The sequence below is a fragment of the Marinospirillum minutulum DSM 6287 genome (assembly GCF_000422325.1).
GTDB lineage: Bacteria > Pseudomonadota > Gammaproteobacteria > Pseudomonadales > Halomonadaceae > Marinospirillum > Marinospirillum minutulum.
Map to the genome: position 1 here is coordinate 57975 of NZ_AULO01000011.1, position 16525 is coordinate 74499.

Consider the following 16525-nt stretch of genomic DNA (forward strand, 5'->3'; position numbering starts at 1 on the left):
GACGTTAACGTAAAGCTAAATTTTCTGACTGAAACGTCATTTTTATAAAGGAATTAAAAACCTTAGTCTTGCTGTTGTTATTTTTTTGATCTAGTTCTAATCTAGGCAAGCAATCTACGCTAGCTCTATAACGCATTTTGAATATCATGAGAAACTAACTTGAGTGTTGAAACCTTAAACCGTCAGCAAGCAATTCTAGAAGCCGCTAATGAACTAATAGCGACTGTTTCGATGGATCAGCGCCTAACCTATATCAATTTGGCAGGTCGTCGAATGCTTGGTATTCCAGTTTCGTTAAATTTAGACCTAGAAAGGCTCCATGTTAGAGACTTTCATCCTTCCGACAGCTATCAGCTACTTAACGAACAAATTTTTCCTCAAGTTGTCGCTAGTTGTGAAACTTGGGAGGGTGAGTTAGAGCTACGTAATTTAAAGGGTGAAGTGTTTCCTGCTCATCTGACACTTGTTCCCCATACCTCTGAGGCTAAGGATGAGGTCTTGTGGATTACAGGCATCTTTAGGGATTTACGCCGCAGAAAAGAATTTGAGGCACAAAGACGTTTAGCCATGCGGGTTTTTGAGTCAACCATTGAGGGCATAATGGTGACTGATGGTCGAGCTAGAATTCAGCAGGTAAATGCTGCTTTTACAGATATAACAGGCTACCAGCCAGAAGAAGTACTAGGGCTTACGCCTAAGGTTTTGCAATCCAAACACCATGACAAAGCTTTTTATAAAGCTATGTGGGATAGCATTGCAGAGGTAGATCACTGGAAAGGTGAGGTGTGGAACCGGCGTAAAGATGGCAGTGTTTACCTACAATGGCTGTCCATTAACTGTGTACGTAATGAACTAGGCGAAATTGAAAACTACATTTCTATTATTCATGACCTAAGTGAATTACGTGCTAAAGAAGCACAAATACAACATTTAGCTCATCACGATGTTTTAACTGGGTTAGGTAATCGCCACCAGCTGAATGAACGCTTGAATCATGCTGTGCGCCAAGCTAAAAGCCAGCAAGAAGAGCTGGCTTTGCTTTTAGTTGATTTAGGCCATATTCAAATTATTAACGAAACCTTTGGTCATAACTGGTGCGATAAGTTAATTAGCGAGCAAAGTAAAAAGTTACGCAAACGCGTAGGCGATGCCGATATGCTAGTGCGTGTTGGTGCTGATGAGTTTGCCTTGCTGGTTGAAGATTATGATCTGGTTCATGATATTACCCAGTTAGCCAACGATATAAAAAATACTCTGCAAAAGCCGGTAGTTATTGAAGGTAAACAGGTGGCATTAAGCCCCTCCATAGGCGTGGCGTTTTTTCCAGTTGATGGCCTAGATGCAGATACCCTATTAAGCAATGCTCAAGCAGCATTAAGTGAAGCCAAAAATGCAGGGCGTGATGCCTTTCGTTTTTTTGACCATAAAATGACTGAAGAAGCGCGTAACCTGCTTAATCTTGAACAGGCTCTACGAACCGCTATTGAGGGTAAGGGTTTAAGCTTGCATTTTCAGCCTAAGGTGCAACTAATTGATCAACAAATTTATGGTGTTGAGGCTTTAATACGTTGGCAGCACCCTGAATTAGGTAGCCTGTCTCCTGCTGTTTTTATTCCTCTAGCTGAAGAGTCGGGTTTAATCATAGAAATAGGGGCTTGGGTAGTTGAGGAAACTTGCCGTGCCCTAGTAAGGTGGCGTGATGCAGGTTTAGTTCTACCTAGGGTTGCCATTAATATTGCTGTACAGCAATTAGATAACGCAGCTTTTCCTGACTGGTTTGAAAGCTTGCTTAAGCATTATAACTTGGGTTTAGATAACTTTGAGTTAGAAATCACTGAAACAGGATTAATGCAGAATGAGCTGTGTGCTTTAGATACCTTAAGCATGTTAAAGCAAAAAGGCTTCCGTATTGCCTTAGATGATTTTGGTACAGGTTATTCTAGTCTGTCTTACCTACGTAAGTTACCGCTATCTACCTTAAAAATAGACCGTTCTTTTATACAAGACATGGGAAGTGATGATGCTAGCCTGAGCATAGTAAAAACAATTGTGCAGCTGGCGCATAACTTAAAACTAGACTTAGTGGCGGAAGGGGTTGAAGAAGAAGCGCAAGCGCTACAACTTTTAACCATGGGTTGTCAGCAGGCGCAGGGCTTTTTATATTACAAACCCTTACCTGAGAAGGAGCTGGTAAAACTACTTAAGTCGCTTTAAGCAGCTGAATCATTTGGCGGGCTGCATTCGATAAGGTGCGCTCACGGTGATATAAAAAACCCAGCGGACGGGTTATGGGTGAATGATTAATTTTTAATACTGCTAGGCTTTTATCTATCAGCGTTTCAGGCAGCAAACTCCAACCCAAACCTATCGAGACCATCATTTTTATGGTTTCCATGTAGTTGGTCGAAAGCGTTACGTTTAATTCCAATCCCTGTTCTTTGAACACCTTGCTTACTATGCCACGCGTAAAAGTCTGTTGCCCTGGTAATACTGCATCGTGCTGGGTTAAATCTTCTAATTTTAAATTAGCTTGCTGGCTTAAAGGGTGGTCTTTAGCCACCACAAAACGCAGTTGATCTTGCCACACTGGTACTACTACTAATGCTGGGTCGGGCAGGGGGGCTAAGGTAACGATGGCTAATTCTAAATCACCGGTTAATACGCCAGCATAGGCTTGCTCAGAGTCTTGAAAGCGCATATCGAGCTTTACTTGGGGGTGGGCTTGGGTAAAGGCTTTTAATAAGGGCGGTAAGCGGTGCAGGCCAATGTGGTGGCTGGTTGCCAGTATAAGCGAGCCTTGAATTTCACCACTTAAGTTAGCCAGCATCCGGCGAGTGTCTTTTAAATCAGCTAACAAATGCTTAGCTCTAGGTAAGAGTGCACTACCGGCTTGGGTTAATTTAATATTACGCCCTATGCGATCAAACAACTTTTGGTTGAGTTGTTCTTCTAGGCTAGCAATACGCTTGCTTACTGCTGGCTGGGTTAAATGCAGCTCATCGCCAGCACGAGAAAAAGATTCTTGTTCTGCCACTGCAACAAACGCTTGTAGTGCTTGAATGTCCACTTTAATCAGTATTCCAAAAAGTTATGCTTAATATGAATGCTATGAATTGGTTTTATTAAAGCCTAACCATTAAGATGTTAGCAAGCCTAAATAAAGGCTACCCATTTGAGGAGAAGAAAAAAATGGCTCAAACCCTATATGACAAATTGTGGGATGCCCACCTAGTTAAGCAGCGCGATGATGGTACGGCACTTATTTATATTGACCGTCATTTATTGCATGAAGTAACTTCGCCCCAAGCCTTTGAAGGCTTGCGTTTGGCCGGTCGTAAGCCGTGGCGTATTTCAGCTAACTTAGCTACGCCGGATCATAACGTGCCTACGACAGTTAAAGAACGTGCGCAGGGTGTGAGCGGTATTGAAGATGAAACTTCACGTATTCAAGTGCAAACCTTGGATGATAACTGTGAAGAATTTGGTATTACTGAATTTAAAATTAATGACCCTCGCCAAGGTATTGTTCATGTGGTTGGCCCAGAACAGGGCGCAACATTACCGGGTATGACGCTAGTGTGTGGTGATTCCCATACAGCCACTCATGGTGCTTTTGCTGCCTTAGCTCACGGTGTGGGTACTTCTGAGGTTGAGCACGTATTAGCAACCCAGTGTTTAATTCAGCGCAAAATGAAAAACTTGCTGATTCAAGTCGATGGCAAGTTACAAAAGGGCGTGACCGCTAAAGATATCGTATTGGCAGTTATTGGTGAGATAGGTACAGCGGGTGGTACCGGTTACGCCATGGAGTTTGCTGGCTCAGCCATTGCCGACTTGTCGATGGAAGGCCGTATGACCATTTGTAATATGGCCATAGAAGCAGGCGCAAGGGTTGGCCTAGTGGGTTGTGACCAAACCACGATTGATTATGTAGAAGGCCGTCCTTTTGCACCTAAGGGTAAAGATTGGGATATGGCGGTTGAGTGGTGGAAAACACTGCATTCTGATGCCGATGCTAAGTTTGATAAAGTGGTTAAGTTAGATGCTGCGGCTATTGAGCCACAGGTTAGCTGGGGTACTTCACCTGAAATGGTTGGCTCAGTGAACAGCCTTGTACCTGATCCTGCTAAGGCCGGTGATGAAAACCTACGTAAAAGCTGGGAGTCAGCTTTAAAATACATGGGTTTAAAAGCTAATCAGGCCATTACGGATATTAAACTAGACAGAGTTTTTATTGGCTCTTGTACTAACTCACGTATTGAAGACCTACGTGCTGCGGCTGAAGTGGCTAAAGGCCGTAAAGTATCGCCCACCTTAATGCAGGCCTTGGTTGTTCCTGGCTCTGGTTTGGTTAAAAAGCAGGCCGAAGACGAAGGTTTAGATAAAATCTTTATTGAAGCGGGCTTTGAATGGCGTGAGCCGGGCTGTTCTATGTGTTTAGCGATGAATGCCGATAAGTTGGGGCAGGGTGAGCATTGTGCTTCTACCTCTAACCGTAACTTTGAAGGTCGCCAAGGCTACGGTGGTCGTACCCACTTGGTTAGCCCAGCTATGGCAGCAGCGGCGGCAATTGCCGGTCACTTTGTTGATGTGCGTGAGTGGAGTTAAAAATGCAAAAGTTTACCCAATTAAATGGTTTGGTTGCGCCTTTAGACAGAGCCAACGTCGATACTGACCTAATTATTCCTAAGCAGTTTTTGAAATCCATTAAACGCACAGGTTTTGGTCCTAACCTGTTTGATGAACTGCGTTATTTAGACGAAGGCTTTCCTGGGCAAGATGTAACCAATCGCCCACTGAACCAAGATTTTGTACTGAATAAGCCGCGCTACCAAAATAGTGAAGTGCTTTTATCACGTGCTAACTTTGGTTGTGGTTCTTCACGTGAGCACGCACCTTGGGCTTTGGTTGACTATGGCTTTAGAGCCATTATTGCACCCAGCTTTGCGGATATTTTCTTTAATAACGCACCCAAAAATGGCTTGCTGTTAATTCAGCTAGACGATGCAATTATTGATCGCCTGTTTAACGAAGTAGAAGCCACAGAAGGCTACCGTTTATTAGTCGATTTACCAGCGCAAACAGTGACTACGCCAAGCGGTGAAGTTTTAAGCTTTGAAATGGATCAATTCCGTAAACATTGCTTAATTGAAGGCTTAGATGATATTGGCTTAACGCTGAAAGATGCAGCCGATATTAAAGCTTATGAAGAAGCACGCGCTAAAGTAACCCCGTGGATTTTTGCCTAAATTGCTACCTGCGTAGCTAGCACTGTGTTAAAAATCTGCTCAAAATGCTCATTTACAAACACGTAAACTGCGCTTTCTTGCATTTTTTTGCCTTGTGCTAGCGTCCTCGGTTACGCAATTGGTGATAGGGCGTTGGTAATCAATAAGTTAGTAAAATAACAGTTTTCTAAAATAGAGATTTTGTAATGACTCAACATATTCTAGTGTTACCCGGTGACGGTATTGGTCCAGAAATTACTGCCCAAGCAGTCAAGGTAATGGAAGTTTGCCGTGATGATTTTGGTGTGGATATTAGCTGGGAAGAAGCCCCTGTCGGTGGTGCGGGTTATGATGCAGCGGGTCATCCTTTACCGCCTGAAACGCTAGCCAAGGCTAAAGCGGCTGATGCGATAGTTCTAGGTGCGGTGGGTGGCCCTAAGTGGGATAAGCTAGAAGACATTAGTTTGCGTCCAGAGCGTGGCCTGCTAGGTATTCGTAAAGAGTTAGCGCTGTTTGGTAACCTGCGCCCAGCACTTTTATACCCTCAGCTTGCCGATGCTTCTAGCCTTAAGCCTGAAGTGGTGTCAGGTTTAGACATTATGATCGTTCGTGAGCTAACGGGTGGCATTTACTTTGGTCAGCCACGCGGCATTCGTACCCTAGAAAATGGCGAAAAAGAAGGCTTTAATACTTACGTTTATTCTGAAAGTGAAATTCGCCGTATCGCTAAAGTGGCTTTTGAAATGGCACGTAAGCGTAACAAGCGTTTATGTTCGGTCGATAAAGCCAACGTGTTAGAAGTGACCATGCTATGGCGTGATGTGATGGAAGAAGTCGCTAAAGACTACCCAGACGTTGAGCTGTCACACATGTACGTTGATAACGCGGCCATGCAGTTAGTGCGTGCGCCTAAGCAGTTTGATGTAATGGTCACAGGTAATATGTTTGGTGATATTTTATCGGATGCAGCGGCCATGCTAACCGGTTCAATCGGTATGTTGCCTTCGGCTTCTTTAGATGAAAATGCTAAGGGTATGTACGAGCCTTGCCACGGTTCAGCGCCCGATATTGCTGGTAAAGATATGGCTAACCCCTTGGCGTGTATTTTATCCATTGCCATGATGCTACGCTATTCCTTCGACAAGGCAGAGGTAGCAGGTAAAATTGAGCAGGCAGTTAGCGATGTGCTAGATGAAGGTTTGCGTACTGCTGATATACTCTCTGCTGGCATGACAAAAGTAGGCACAGTTGAAATGGGTGCCGCTGTTGTTAAAGCCCTAAAAGCACTTAAATAAGAGGATACTATGAGTAAACTCACGGTAGGTTTAGTTGGCTGGCGCGGAATGGTCGGTTCGGTACTAATGCAGCGGATGCAGGAAGAAAATGATTTTGACTTGATTGAGGCGGTTTATTTTACAACCTCTCAGGCAGGTAAAGCGGGTCCTGATGGTCAGCCTTTACAAAGCGCTACAGACCTAGACGCACTAAAAAAACTAGACGTAGTGCTTACCTGTCAAGGTGGTGATTACACTAAAGAAGTCTATGGTCCTTTACGTGCTGCTGGCTGGCAGGGGCATTGGATAGACGCAGCTTCTAGCCTGCGTATGGCAGACGATAGCATTGTTGTGTTAGATCCAGTAAACCGTAGGGTAATTGATGCTGGCTTACAAAAAGGCATAAAAACCTTTGTTGGCGGCAACTGCACCGTAAGTTTAATGCTTATGGGTTTGGGCGGCTTGTTTGAAAAAGGCTTGATTGAGTGGATGACCTCCATGACTTATCAAGCAGCTTCAGGCGCTGGCGCTCAAAATATGCGTGAATTGCTTAACCAAATGGGCGCTTTGCGTGATTCAGTGGCTAGTGAATTGGCAGACCCAGCTTCAGCGATTTTAGATATCGACCGTAAAGTTGCTGCGGCTATGCGCTCTAAAGACTTCCCAACCGACAAGTTTGGAATGCCTTTGGCGGGAAGCTTGATTCCCTACATAGACACTCAGCTAGATAACTTGCAAAGCCGTGAAGAATGGAAAGGCCATGCCGAAACCAATAAAATTTTAGGTTTAGCCAACAATCCTATTCCTATTGATGGTCTTTGTGTGCGTATTGGTGCGATGCGTTGCCATAGCCAAGCCTTCACCATTAAGTTAAAGCAAGATGTGCCTATGGATGAAATTCATGGCCTGCTAGCAGCGCATAATGACTGGGTGAAAGTAGTGCCTAACGAACGTGAAGCGTCGATTCGTGACCTAGGTCCAACCGCAGTGACAGGAACCTTGTCTGTTCCAGTTGGTCGTTTAAGAAAAATGAATATGGGTCCTCAATACCTATCGGCATTTTCTGTGGGTGACCAGCTGTTGTGGGGTGCTGCAGAACCGTTAAGAAGAATGTTACGCATTCTTTTAGAGCGTAAATAAGTTAATAAGCATAAAAAAACGGCAGCTTTGACTGCCGTTTTTTAAATCAGCAATGACAAAGTGCGTAAAAACTGTTAAAAACGCTTATTAATAAAAATTGGGTAAGCTAAGAGGCAGGGTATGGAGAGTAAGTTGAGCGGAGTAAGTTCTTGGTTGCTAGCAGGTTTGACAGCTGTTGTTGTAGCAGTGCCATCCATTTCTTGGTCGGTAGCACTTAGTAATGAAGAATTACGCACTGCTTATGCATCTACTTCTGCTACTACTAATCGTCAGCGTACAGTTCAAGTTGGACCAAGAGATACTTTATGGAGTATCGCTCGCACCACCCGTCCTAATAATAGCGTCACTATCAAACAGGCTATGCTAGCTATACGTGATGCTAACCCCACTGCTTTTCCTACGGGTAATATTAATGAAATGGAAATGGGTGTGCGTTTAGTTATTCCTTCAAATAAGGCAATGACTAGCCGTAGCGCTATGCAGGCAGAGCAAGAAGTTAGGCGTCAAAACCAAGCTTGGGTTGCTAGTCGTGCTGCACCTGTTGCTAAAAAGCCTGTAGCCAAACCCAAAGCGCCTGTTATAACCGAAGTACCTAAACCTAAGCCCGAGCCTGTAACACCTAGCAAAACACTTGATTTGCCTGATAACACACCTAATCAGCAAGACCTAACCCTAGTTACCCCAAAAGTTAATGAAGCCCAGCAGCAACGTATTAATGACTTAGAAAATGATTTAGCCAGCAGTGAAGAAAACCTGCAAATTGCAGAGCGTGAAAAAGATGAGCTAGCCGAGCGTATTTCTGATATGCAGCAGCAAGTCAGTACACTACAACAGCTTATTCAGCTAAAAGATAAGCAGTTAGCTGACATGGAAGAGCAGCTAGCTTTAGAGCAAGCCCAGCCAGGGGCTAGCCGTACAATTCTACCCAAAGCACCAGAACCACAAGATTTAGCGAGTCAAATAAAACGTCAGCCAGAACTTTATGGTGCTTTGGCGGGGTCTGTTTTTCTTTTATTAATTTTATTTTTTGCTCTACTTTCAGCGCGTAAAAAGCTTAAAAAAGCCAACCAGCAACAAGCTGGCAGTGATACAGGTTTAACATCTGCTTTTGCTGAAGATCAGGCCAGTTCCAAAGATTTTGATTTAGACCTGAATGCACAACCACTTGAAGGTTTAGAAGAACTTGAGTCGCTAGACTTTGATGATGACTTAACCTCTGACCTTAGCTTAGATGACCTAGGTGACCTAGATGAAGCACTAGAAACAGCCAGCTCTAAACCTGAGACGGTAGCGCCTAGCCAGGCAAAACCCAAAGATGCGCTAGAAGAAGCAGAAACCTTCATTGCTTATGGGCGTTTAGAACAAGCCGCTGGTTTCTTACAAACTGCCTTGGCTCAAGAGCCTGCACGTGAAGACTTGCGTATTAAGCTTTTAGAGGTTTTGGTTGAGTTAAACGATGAAGAAACCTTCCGCCAGCAGCAAGAGCAACTCCAAGCTAATTCAGCATCTACTGCTGGCTTAGCACGAGCAGAGGAGTTGGCGTCATTGTTTGTTGCTGCTAACACACCAACGGCTACAGCTTCACCTGAAGCCTCGTCTGAAGTAACTGAAGAAGATTTAGGCGAGTTAGATTTAGGCGAAATGAATTTAGATGATTTAGACGACTTAGATTTAATCTTCCCAGGTGAAGAGGAAGTTGCTAAAACACCTGCCGCAGCTGAAGTGCCTGCAACAGAATTAGTTGCAGACGGTGTGATTGATGACTCAACTGACGACTTAGCTGATTTAGATTCCTTAGAAGCTGATTTAGATGGTTTGATAGCAAGCAAAGAACCAGTAGAGCCAAGTGTAGAAGAGCCAGTAGAAGAAGATGACTTTGATTTTGATGAGTTAGATGAATCCAGCCTAGAGAACTTGGAGTTAGAACTTGACCTTGAAAAACCCTTGGATGCACAGGAGTTAGAAGATCAAGGTGATGATTCAGCAGACTTTGAACCCGTCGATTACAAGTCTGATGCTGACGACTTTATGCAGGCTTTAGATAGCTTGAATTTAAATGACGAACCTGAAACAACTGCTTCTGAAACTGAACAGCAAGACCCTCAACAAGCACCTGGCGTTGATGAAGAACTCGCTGAGCTAAATGAAAATTTTGCCGAGCTAGAAGCCTTTACAGAAAGTCAGCCAGCTGTTACTGATGACTTAAGTGACCTAGATGACTTGGGTGGCTTGGATGATTTAGCTGATCTAGACGATTTAAGTGATTTGGGTGACCAAGACTTAGATTTAGATGACGTTGAAGGCAGTATGACCACTCAGTTAGACCTAGCAACGGCCTATATAGAAATGGGTGACAAAGAAGGTGCTAGAGAAATTTTAGAAAAGGTAGCAAAAGAGGGCGATGCAGATTTAAAAGCTACGGCACAACAAATGTTAGAGACCTTAGCTAACTAACATGCGCTTGTCTGATCCTTTTGCTTTATATGCTATTGATAATGCTACACCCGGGCGGATAGCCTTGGGTGTAGAGTACCTAGGCAGCAACTACCGTGGTTGGCAAACGCAGCAGGCTGGTGTGCCCAGTATTCAACCGCTGGTTGAAAAAGCTTTGCAAAAAATTGCCTTAGAGCCAATTACAGTGCATTGTGCTGGCCGTACCGATGCCGAAGTGCATGCTTGCTGTCAGGTGGTTCATTTTGATACTTCAGCCGCCCGCCCAAGTCGAGCTTGGGTATTAGGTACGAATAATAACCTACCACCCGATATACGTATTCGTTGGTCTAAGCCAGTAGTTGATGACTTTCATGCACGTCACTCTGCTTTAGCTAGGCGTTACCGTTATGTTATTTACAATAGCGCCGTGCCTTTTGCACAAATGCACGACCAGCTTACTTGGCACATGAAGCCCCTAGATGCTGAGAAAATGCACTTGGCGGCTCAGTTGTTGGTGGGTGAAAAAGACTTTTCTGCTTTTCGTTCTGTACGCTGTCAGTCATCGACACCTTGGCGGCATCTACACTTTATACGTGTGTATCGCCGTGGTCAGCTAATTATAATTGATATTCAAGGCAATGCATTTTTACACCACATGGTACGCAACCTTGCCGGTGCTTTAATGGAAGTGGGTGAAGGCTTGCAACCCGCTGAATGGTTAACTGAATTGTTAGAAGCAAAGCAAAGAGCCGCAGCCGGTATAACCGCACCAGCCCAAGGCTTATACATGACAGCTGTGCACTACCCAGAGAAGTTTGGTTTGCCGCTAGAACCACTAGGGCCGCACTTTATGCACTTGTTAGCGGCTGAACACCCTGATGATCCTTACCCTAAGTTTTTGCCTGAATGGTATCGAAGTGACTTAACCCGTTCGCAGCAAAAAATAACCTACCCACAAAAAGAGGTAGGTTAAAGTGCGAATTAAAATTTGTGGTTTAACTCAGTTAGAAGATGCTCAAATAGCTGTTAAAGCAGGTGCAGATGCCCTAGGTTTTGTTTTTTATCCACCCAGCCCAAGAGCCATTACACCCGAACAAGCCGCTAAAATTATTCAACAGCTACCCCCTTTTGTGATGATGGTCGGCCTATTTGTAGACCCTAAGCCAGAATGGGTAACGGAAGTTCTTAAGCAAGTACCTTTAGATTTATTACAGTTTCATGGCGATGAACCTGAAGCTTTTTGTCAAAGTTTTGGTCGGCCTTATATAAAAGCACTGCGAATGAAACCTGATTTTGACCCTGAACAGGCAGCAGCAGGTTGGCCTAGTGCCAGAGGCTTTTTACTTGATGCTTACACACCCGGTATTCCGGGTGGTACAGGTGAGGTTTTTGATTGGCAGCGCTTTCCAGCAAGTGAATCGCCCAGTTGGATTCTTGCTGGAGGCCTAACACCAACGAATGTTGCCCAAGCAATCCGCATCACCCAACCTTATGCGGTCGATGTTTCCGGTGGAGTTGAAAGCAGTCGGGGTATAAAATGTCCGACAAAAATTCATGCCTTTATTAAGGCTGCTAGAAGTTAAGGGGTATAAAGCGTGTCTAAATATGCTGATTTGCTAAACCTGCCAGATGCTAAAGGCCACTTTGGTCCTTATGGCGGTCGTTTTGTATCAGAAACCCTGAGCTATGCTTTGGAACAGTTAGAAGAGCAGTATGCTCGTTTAAGTGCTGATCCTGCTTTTCAGGCCGAGTTTGATAAAGACCTAGCACAATATGTAGGTCGTCCTTCGCCGCTTTATCATGCTGAGCGTTGGTCTAACCACCTAGGTGGTGCGCAAATTTGGCTTAAGCGTGAAGATTTAAACCATACGGGCGCTCACAAGGTTAACAATACTGTGGGGCAGGCTTTACTTGCCAAATACTCTGGAAAAAAACGCATTATTGCAGAAACCGGTGCAGGGCAGCATGGTGTGGCTACAGCAACGGTTGCAGCGCGTTTAGGCCTTAAATGCCAAGTCTATATGGGTGCAGAAGATGTAAAACGCCAAGCACCTAACGTTTACCGTATGAAGCTTTTAGGCGCCGAAGTTATTGCAGTTGAATCAGGCTCTAAAACCTTAAAAGACGCCATGAACGAAGCCATGCGTGATTGGGTAACTAACGTAGATGATACCTTCTACATTATTGGCACTGTTGCCGGTCCGCACCCTTACCCTATGTTAGTGCGTGATTTTAACTCAGTGGCAGGGCGTGAAGCACGTGAGCAATCACTTAAGCAGATAGGCCGTTTACCCGATGCGCTTATTGCTTGTATTGGTGGCGGTTCTAATGCTCTAGGTTTGTTCCATCCTTTTTTAACCGACGATGACGTAGAAATGTACGGTGTGGAAGCCGGTGGTGAAGGTATCGCTTCGGGTCGTCATGCTGCGCCTTTAAATGCAGGTCGTCCCGGTGTATTGCACGGCAACCGTACTTATTTAATGGAAGACGATGCAGGACAAATTACCCCAACTCACTCTATTTCTGCTGGCTTAGATTACCCAGGTGTTGGTCCTGAACATGCTTATTTGAAAGATGTTGGTCGTGTTAAGTATGAAGTAGCTACGGATGCTGAGGTGATGGAAGCCTTTGCTGACTTGTGTGCTTTTGAAGGCATTATTCCAGCGCTAGAATCTAGCCATGCTTTGGCTTTTGCTAAACGTTTAGCGCCCACCTTAGGTACAGACAAACACCTAATTGTGAACTTGTCTGGCCGTGGCGATAAAGACATCATGACCGTTGCTAAAATGCAAGGTATCACCCTTTAACTGCGTCTGATGGAGAAAAGCATGAGCCGTATTAAAACCACCTTTGCTAAGTTAAAGCAGCAAGGACGCAAAGCATTAATTCCTTTTATTACCGCTGGCGACCCTAAACCCGATGCCACTCTAGGTTACATGCACGCTTTAGTTGAAGCTGGTGCAGATATTATTGAACTGGGTGTCCCTTTTTCAGACCCTATGGCTGATGGGCCGGTTATTCAAAAAGCTTGTGAAAGGGCCTTGTTGCACGGTACACGCTTAATTGATGTGCTAGGCATGGTTGCTGAATTCCGTAAAACGAACGATACCACGCCAGTCGTTTTAATGGGTTATTTGAACCCAGTAGAAGCGCTAGGTTATGAAAACTTTGTGAATGAAGCGGCAAAAGCAGGCTTAGACGGTGCGCTTATTGTTGACTTACCACCCGAAGAAGCAGCAGAGTTTTCAGCTTTATTAACCGCCCAAGAAATGGATTCAATTTTCTTATTAGCACCAACAACAACCTTAGAGAGAGCCAAGAAAATCTGTGCTGCTACCACAGGCTATTTGTACTATGTTTCTCTTAAAGGGGTGACTGGTTCTGCTACACTAGACGTGGCTGCAGTAGCAGAAAAATTAAAAGTATTTGCTGGAATTACCGATTTACCTCTAGCAGTAGGCTTTGGTATTCGTGATGGTGCTACAGCAGCTGCTTTAGGCGCAGTCTCTGATGGAGTCATAGTTGGCAGCGCACTAGTTGGAAAAATTGCCGAACTAGAAGCTGAACCAGAAAAAATTGCACCGGCCATGAGTAAGGTGCTGAATGAAATGCGTCAAGCCTTGGATAAATTGCCAGGCTAAATAAATTACAACCCAGTCTTAGGTCTGGGTTAAACTGTCCTTATTAAATTTAGATTACAGAGTTTATTATGAGCTGGTTAAACCGAATTGTTCCATCCATCATCCGTTCTGAAGCGAGTGACCGTAAAGCGAATGTACCTGAGGGTTTATGGCGCAACTGCCCTAAATGTATCTCAGCTATTTACCGTCCTGAACTAGAAAAAAATCAGCTAGTTTGTCCTAAGTGCGATCACCACATGCGTATTTCAGCACGCAAGCGCTTAGAAAGTTTTTTAGATAAGGATACGGGTAGTGAGCTTTTTGCTGACTTAGAACCAGTAGACCGTTTGAAATTCCGTGATTCAAAAAAATACAAAGACCGCTTAACTGCTGCACAACGCGCAACAGGTGAAAAAGATGCATTGGTTGCTATGCGTGGCGAGTTAACGGGTATAGCAGTGGTGGCGGTTGCCTTTGAGTTTAACTTTATGGGCGGCTCTATGGGTTCTGTGGTTGGTGAGAAGTTTGTTCGTGCTGCAGAGCTTGCACTAAAAGAACGCATTCCTTTAGTTTGTTTTTCTGCTTCTGGCGGTGCACGCATGCAAGAAGCACTTTTCTCGCTAATGCAGATGGCAAAAACCTCGGCAGCCCTAGAGCGCATGAAGCAAGCGGGTGTGCCTTATATCTCTGTGTTAACTGATCCCGTTTATGGCGGTGTTTCTGCTTCCTTAGCTATGTTAGGTGATCTGAACGTTTCTGAGCCTTATGCCTTGTGTGGTTTTGCTGGCCCGCGTGTAATTGAGCAAACCGTGCGTGAAAAACTACCTGAAGGCTTCCAGCGTGCCGAGTTTTTACTCTCGCATGGTACGGTTGATATGATTATTCATCGTCATGAGCTAGCTGAAAAACTCGGTGGCTTATTACGTAAAATGACCCAACAACCTACAGCCTGCTGAAAACACTAGTGACCTCAAAATTACAGCTGGGTGCTTCCACAAGTTTGGACACCTGGCTTAAGCATTTAGAAAACCTGCATTCCCGCGAAATAGACTTGGGTTTAGCCAGGGTAAGCGCAGTAGCGCAACGCTTGAAGCTGCCCTTAACGTCTGAGCAACGTAAACAGCAAGTTATAGTCTTTTCTGGTACTAACGGTAAAGGCTCCACACTTGCGCTGACTGAATCTATGGCGCTTGCTCAAGGTTTAACGGTTGGCAGTTATACTTCACCGCATTTTTTGCACTTTAATGAACGCATTAAAATAAATGGCAGGTCGGTTAGTGATGAAGCGATAACTGCTGCCTTTACTCGTATTGAAGCGGCAAGGTTGGAAAGCGAACCTGTTTCACTGAGTTATTTTGAATTTGCTACCCTAGCTGGCTTGCTAATTTTTGAAGAAGCAGCGGTTGATTTATGGTTGCTAGAAGTCGGTTTAGGTGGTCGGCTAGATGCAGTGAATATTGTTGATGCAAACCTTGCGGTGCTTGTGACTGTTGCCCAAGACCATGCCGAGTATTTAGGTGCAGATTTAGAAGTGATAGGGCAAGAGAAAGCCGGTACTTTTCGTCAAAACTGCCCTGTGGTTTTGGGTAGTAACAACCTTCCTGCTAGCGTTTATAAAACTGCTGAGCAATTGAATTGCCCTGTATTTCAATTGGGTAAAGATTTTCAGCGTGGTGTTGAAGCAGAAGGTTTATGGGCATGGCAGGGTTTAACTAACCAGTTAAAAGCTATTTATCTAACAGACCTACCCCTTACTGCCTTGCCTGCTAATAATGCTGCTACAGCAGTTCAAGCCTTGCTGCTGGTCTATCCTCAATTAAGTGAGCAGGCCATTAAACAAGGATTAGCGCAAGCGAAGCTAACGGGTCGTATGCAGCGTGAAGGTGCTTGGCTCTTAGATGTTGCTCATAACCCTGAAGCAGCAAGTTATTTGGCTGCTAGGCTGGCAGAGCAGCCAGGTAAAAAGCGCCTAGCGCTGGTGGGGATGATGGCTGATAAAGATATTCCTGCAACCCTGTCACCCTTGTTGCCATTGATAGATGCTTGGGTGGTTACTAGCTTGCCTTTACCCAGAGCAATTAAGGCAGAAAAACTAGCCGCTTTAATTGCCAAACTAGGGGCTAGGGTGCTATTAGCTGATTCAGATGAGCAAGGCAACTTGGCTTTTGCTACTGCTCAACAACAACTGCTTGAAGGCTATGATGAGGTTTTAGTCATGGGTTCTTTCTTTACACTAGCGCAGGTGCTGCGTCAGTTACAAAAGACGGAGGCCTAGTATGCGTTATGGCTTAAAAGAACGCCTCTTAGGTGCATTGGTTTTAATTGCTTTGGCAGTTATTTTTGTACCTTTTCTTTTAGAAGAAAAGCGTCCTTCTGCACCAATTTCTGATAAAATCATCACACCAGAACCACCAGCACCAGTAAAATCTGTCGTAGAAAAGCCTGTTGCACCCAAATTACCTCCTAGTCTTAATGAGCAGCAAAAACAGCAAATTGCTTCTAATAATAGTCAGTTACCTAACTCTGGTTTAACACTTAACCCTGAAGGCGGTGTTGATGCTTGGGCCATACAGGTAGCATCTTTTGGTGATTCTACCAACGCTAAGCGTTTGCTTAGCGAATTAGAGAAAAAGCAATACCACGCTTATTGGCGCAAAATAAACGGTATGGCGGTGGTGTTTGTTGGCCCTTATATCAGTCAAAATGAAGGGCGAGAAGTGCAAGATAAATTATTGCAGCAGCAAGGACTAAAAACACTCTTAACCAGCTATGTACCCGAGTATGAAGCAAGAATTCAGGGCAGTTTGCCTACTAGTGATGACTAGCTAAC

At 44.5% G+C, this 16525-nt stretch carries 14 protein-coding genes; 13 read left to right on the forward strand and 1 reads right to left on the reverse strand.

The window, feature by feature from the left end; translation table 11 throughout:
- Nucleotides 1-159 precede the first annotated feature (159 nt).
- Nucleotides 160-2214 carry a putative bifunctional diguanylate cyclase/phosphodiesterase gene (locus H571_RS14330; protein ID WP_051168172.1) on the forward strand — a complete coding sequence of 685 codons (2055 nt, stop codon included), beginning with the start codon at nucleotides 160-162 and terminating at the stop codon, nucleotides 2212-2214.
- Here the strand turns inward: H571_RS14330 and H571_RS0105550 are convergent.
- A complete protein-coding gene (locus tag H571_RS0105550) occupies nucleotides 2201-3067 on the reverse strand; it encodes a LysR family transcriptional regulator (RefSeq protein ID WP_027848446.1) in 867 nt (288 codons plus the stop codon). The genes H571_RS14330 and H571_RS0105550 overlap by 14 nt on opposite strands.
- 122 nt (nucleotides 3068-3189) lie before the next feature.
- Here H571_RS0105550 and leuC point away from each other — a divergent pair, with 122 nt between their 5' ends.
- From leuC to H571_RS0105615, 12 genes are all read left to right on the forward strand, one after another.
- Nucleotides 3190-4608 (forward strand): 3-isopropylmalate dehydratase large subunit, encoded by a 1419-nt coding sequence (gene leuC, locus H571_RS0105555; protein WP_027848447.1) that lies wholly within the window; start codon nucleotides 3190-3192, stop codon nucleotides 4606-4608.
- 2 nt (nucleotides 4609-4610) lie between these two features.
- Nucleotides 4611-5249 carry a 3-isopropylmalate dehydratase small subunit gene (leuD, locus tag H571_RS0105560; protein WP_027848448.1) on the forward strand — a complete coding sequence of 213 codons (639 nt, stop codon included), beginning with the start codon at nucleotides 4611-4613 and terminating at the stop codon, nucleotides 5247-5249.
- 185 nt (nucleotides 5250-5434) lie between these two features.
- A complete protein-coding gene (leuB, locus tag H571_RS0105570; RefSeq protein WP_027848449.1) occupies nucleotides 5435-6523 on the forward strand; it encodes a 3-isopropylmalate dehydrogenase in 1089 nt (362 codons plus the stop codon).
- Between the two features lie 9 nt (nucleotides 6524-6532).
- Nucleotides 6533-7642 (forward strand): aspartate-semialdehyde dehydrogenase, encoded by a 1110-nt coding sequence (gene asd, locus H571_RS0105575; RefSeq protein WP_027848450.1) that lies wholly within the window; start codon nucleotides 6533-6535, stop codon nucleotides 7640-7642.
- 132 nt (nucleotides 7643-7774) lie between these two features.
- On the forward strand, nucleotides 7775-10096 hold the full coding sequence (locus H571_RS0105580; protein WP_036217759.1) for a FimV/HubP family polar landmark protein: 2322 nt from the start codon (nucleotides 7775-7777) through the stop codon (nucleotides 10094-10096).
- A 1-nt stretch (nucleotide 10097) separates the two neighbouring features.
- The gene (gene truA, locus H571_RS14335; RefSeq protein ID WP_084482693.1) at nucleotides 10098-11048 is read left to right on the forward strand and encodes a tRNA pseudouridine(38-40) synthase TruA; all 951 of its coding nucleotides are present in this window, start codon (nucleotides 10098-10100) and stop codon (nucleotides 11046-11048) included.
- Nucleotide 11049: 1 nt separating this feature from the next.
- Nucleotides 11050-11658: a phosphoribosylanthranilate isomerase gene (locus tag H571_RS0105590; RefSeq protein WP_027848452.1), complete on the forward strand. Its 609-nt coding sequence runs from the start codon at nucleotides 11050-11052 to the stop codon at nucleotides 11656-11658.
- A gap of 12 nt (nucleotides 11659-11670) precedes the next feature.
- Nucleotides 11671-12882, forward strand: coding sequence for a tryptophan synthase subunit beta (gene trpB / locus H571_RS0105595; RefSeq protein ID WP_027848453.1), 1212 nt, complete (start codon nucleotides 11671-11673; stop codon nucleotides 12880-12882).
- Between the two features lie 21 nt (nucleotides 12883-12903).
- Nucleotides 12904-13716: a tryptophan synthase subunit alpha gene (gene trpA, locus H571_RS0105600; protein WP_027848454.1), complete on the forward strand. Its 813-nt coding sequence runs from the start codon at nucleotides 12904-12906 to the stop codon at nucleotides 13714-13716.
- A gap of 68 nt (nucleotides 13717-13784) precedes the next feature.
- Nucleotides 13785-14651, forward strand: coding sequence for an acetyl-CoA carboxylase, carboxyltransferase subunit beta (gene accD, locus H571_RS14340; protein ID WP_036217761.1), 867 nt, complete (start codon nucleotides 13785-13787; stop codon nucleotides 14649-14651).
- A gap of 8 nt (nucleotides 14652-14659) precedes the next feature.
- A complete protein-coding gene (gene folC, locus H571_RS0105610; RefSeq protein WP_051168173.1) occupies nucleotides 14660-15970 on the forward strand; it encodes a bifunctional tetrahydrofolate synthase/dihydrofolate synthase in 1311 nt (436 codons plus the stop codon).
- 1 nt (nucleotide 15971) lies between these two features.
- Nucleotides 15972-16520: an SPOR domain-containing protein gene (locus H571_RS0105615; protein ID WP_027848456.1), complete on the forward strand. Its 549-nt coding sequence runs from the start codon at nucleotides 15972-15974 to the stop codon at nucleotides 16518-16520.
- Nucleotides 16521-16525: the final 5 nt, after the last annotated feature.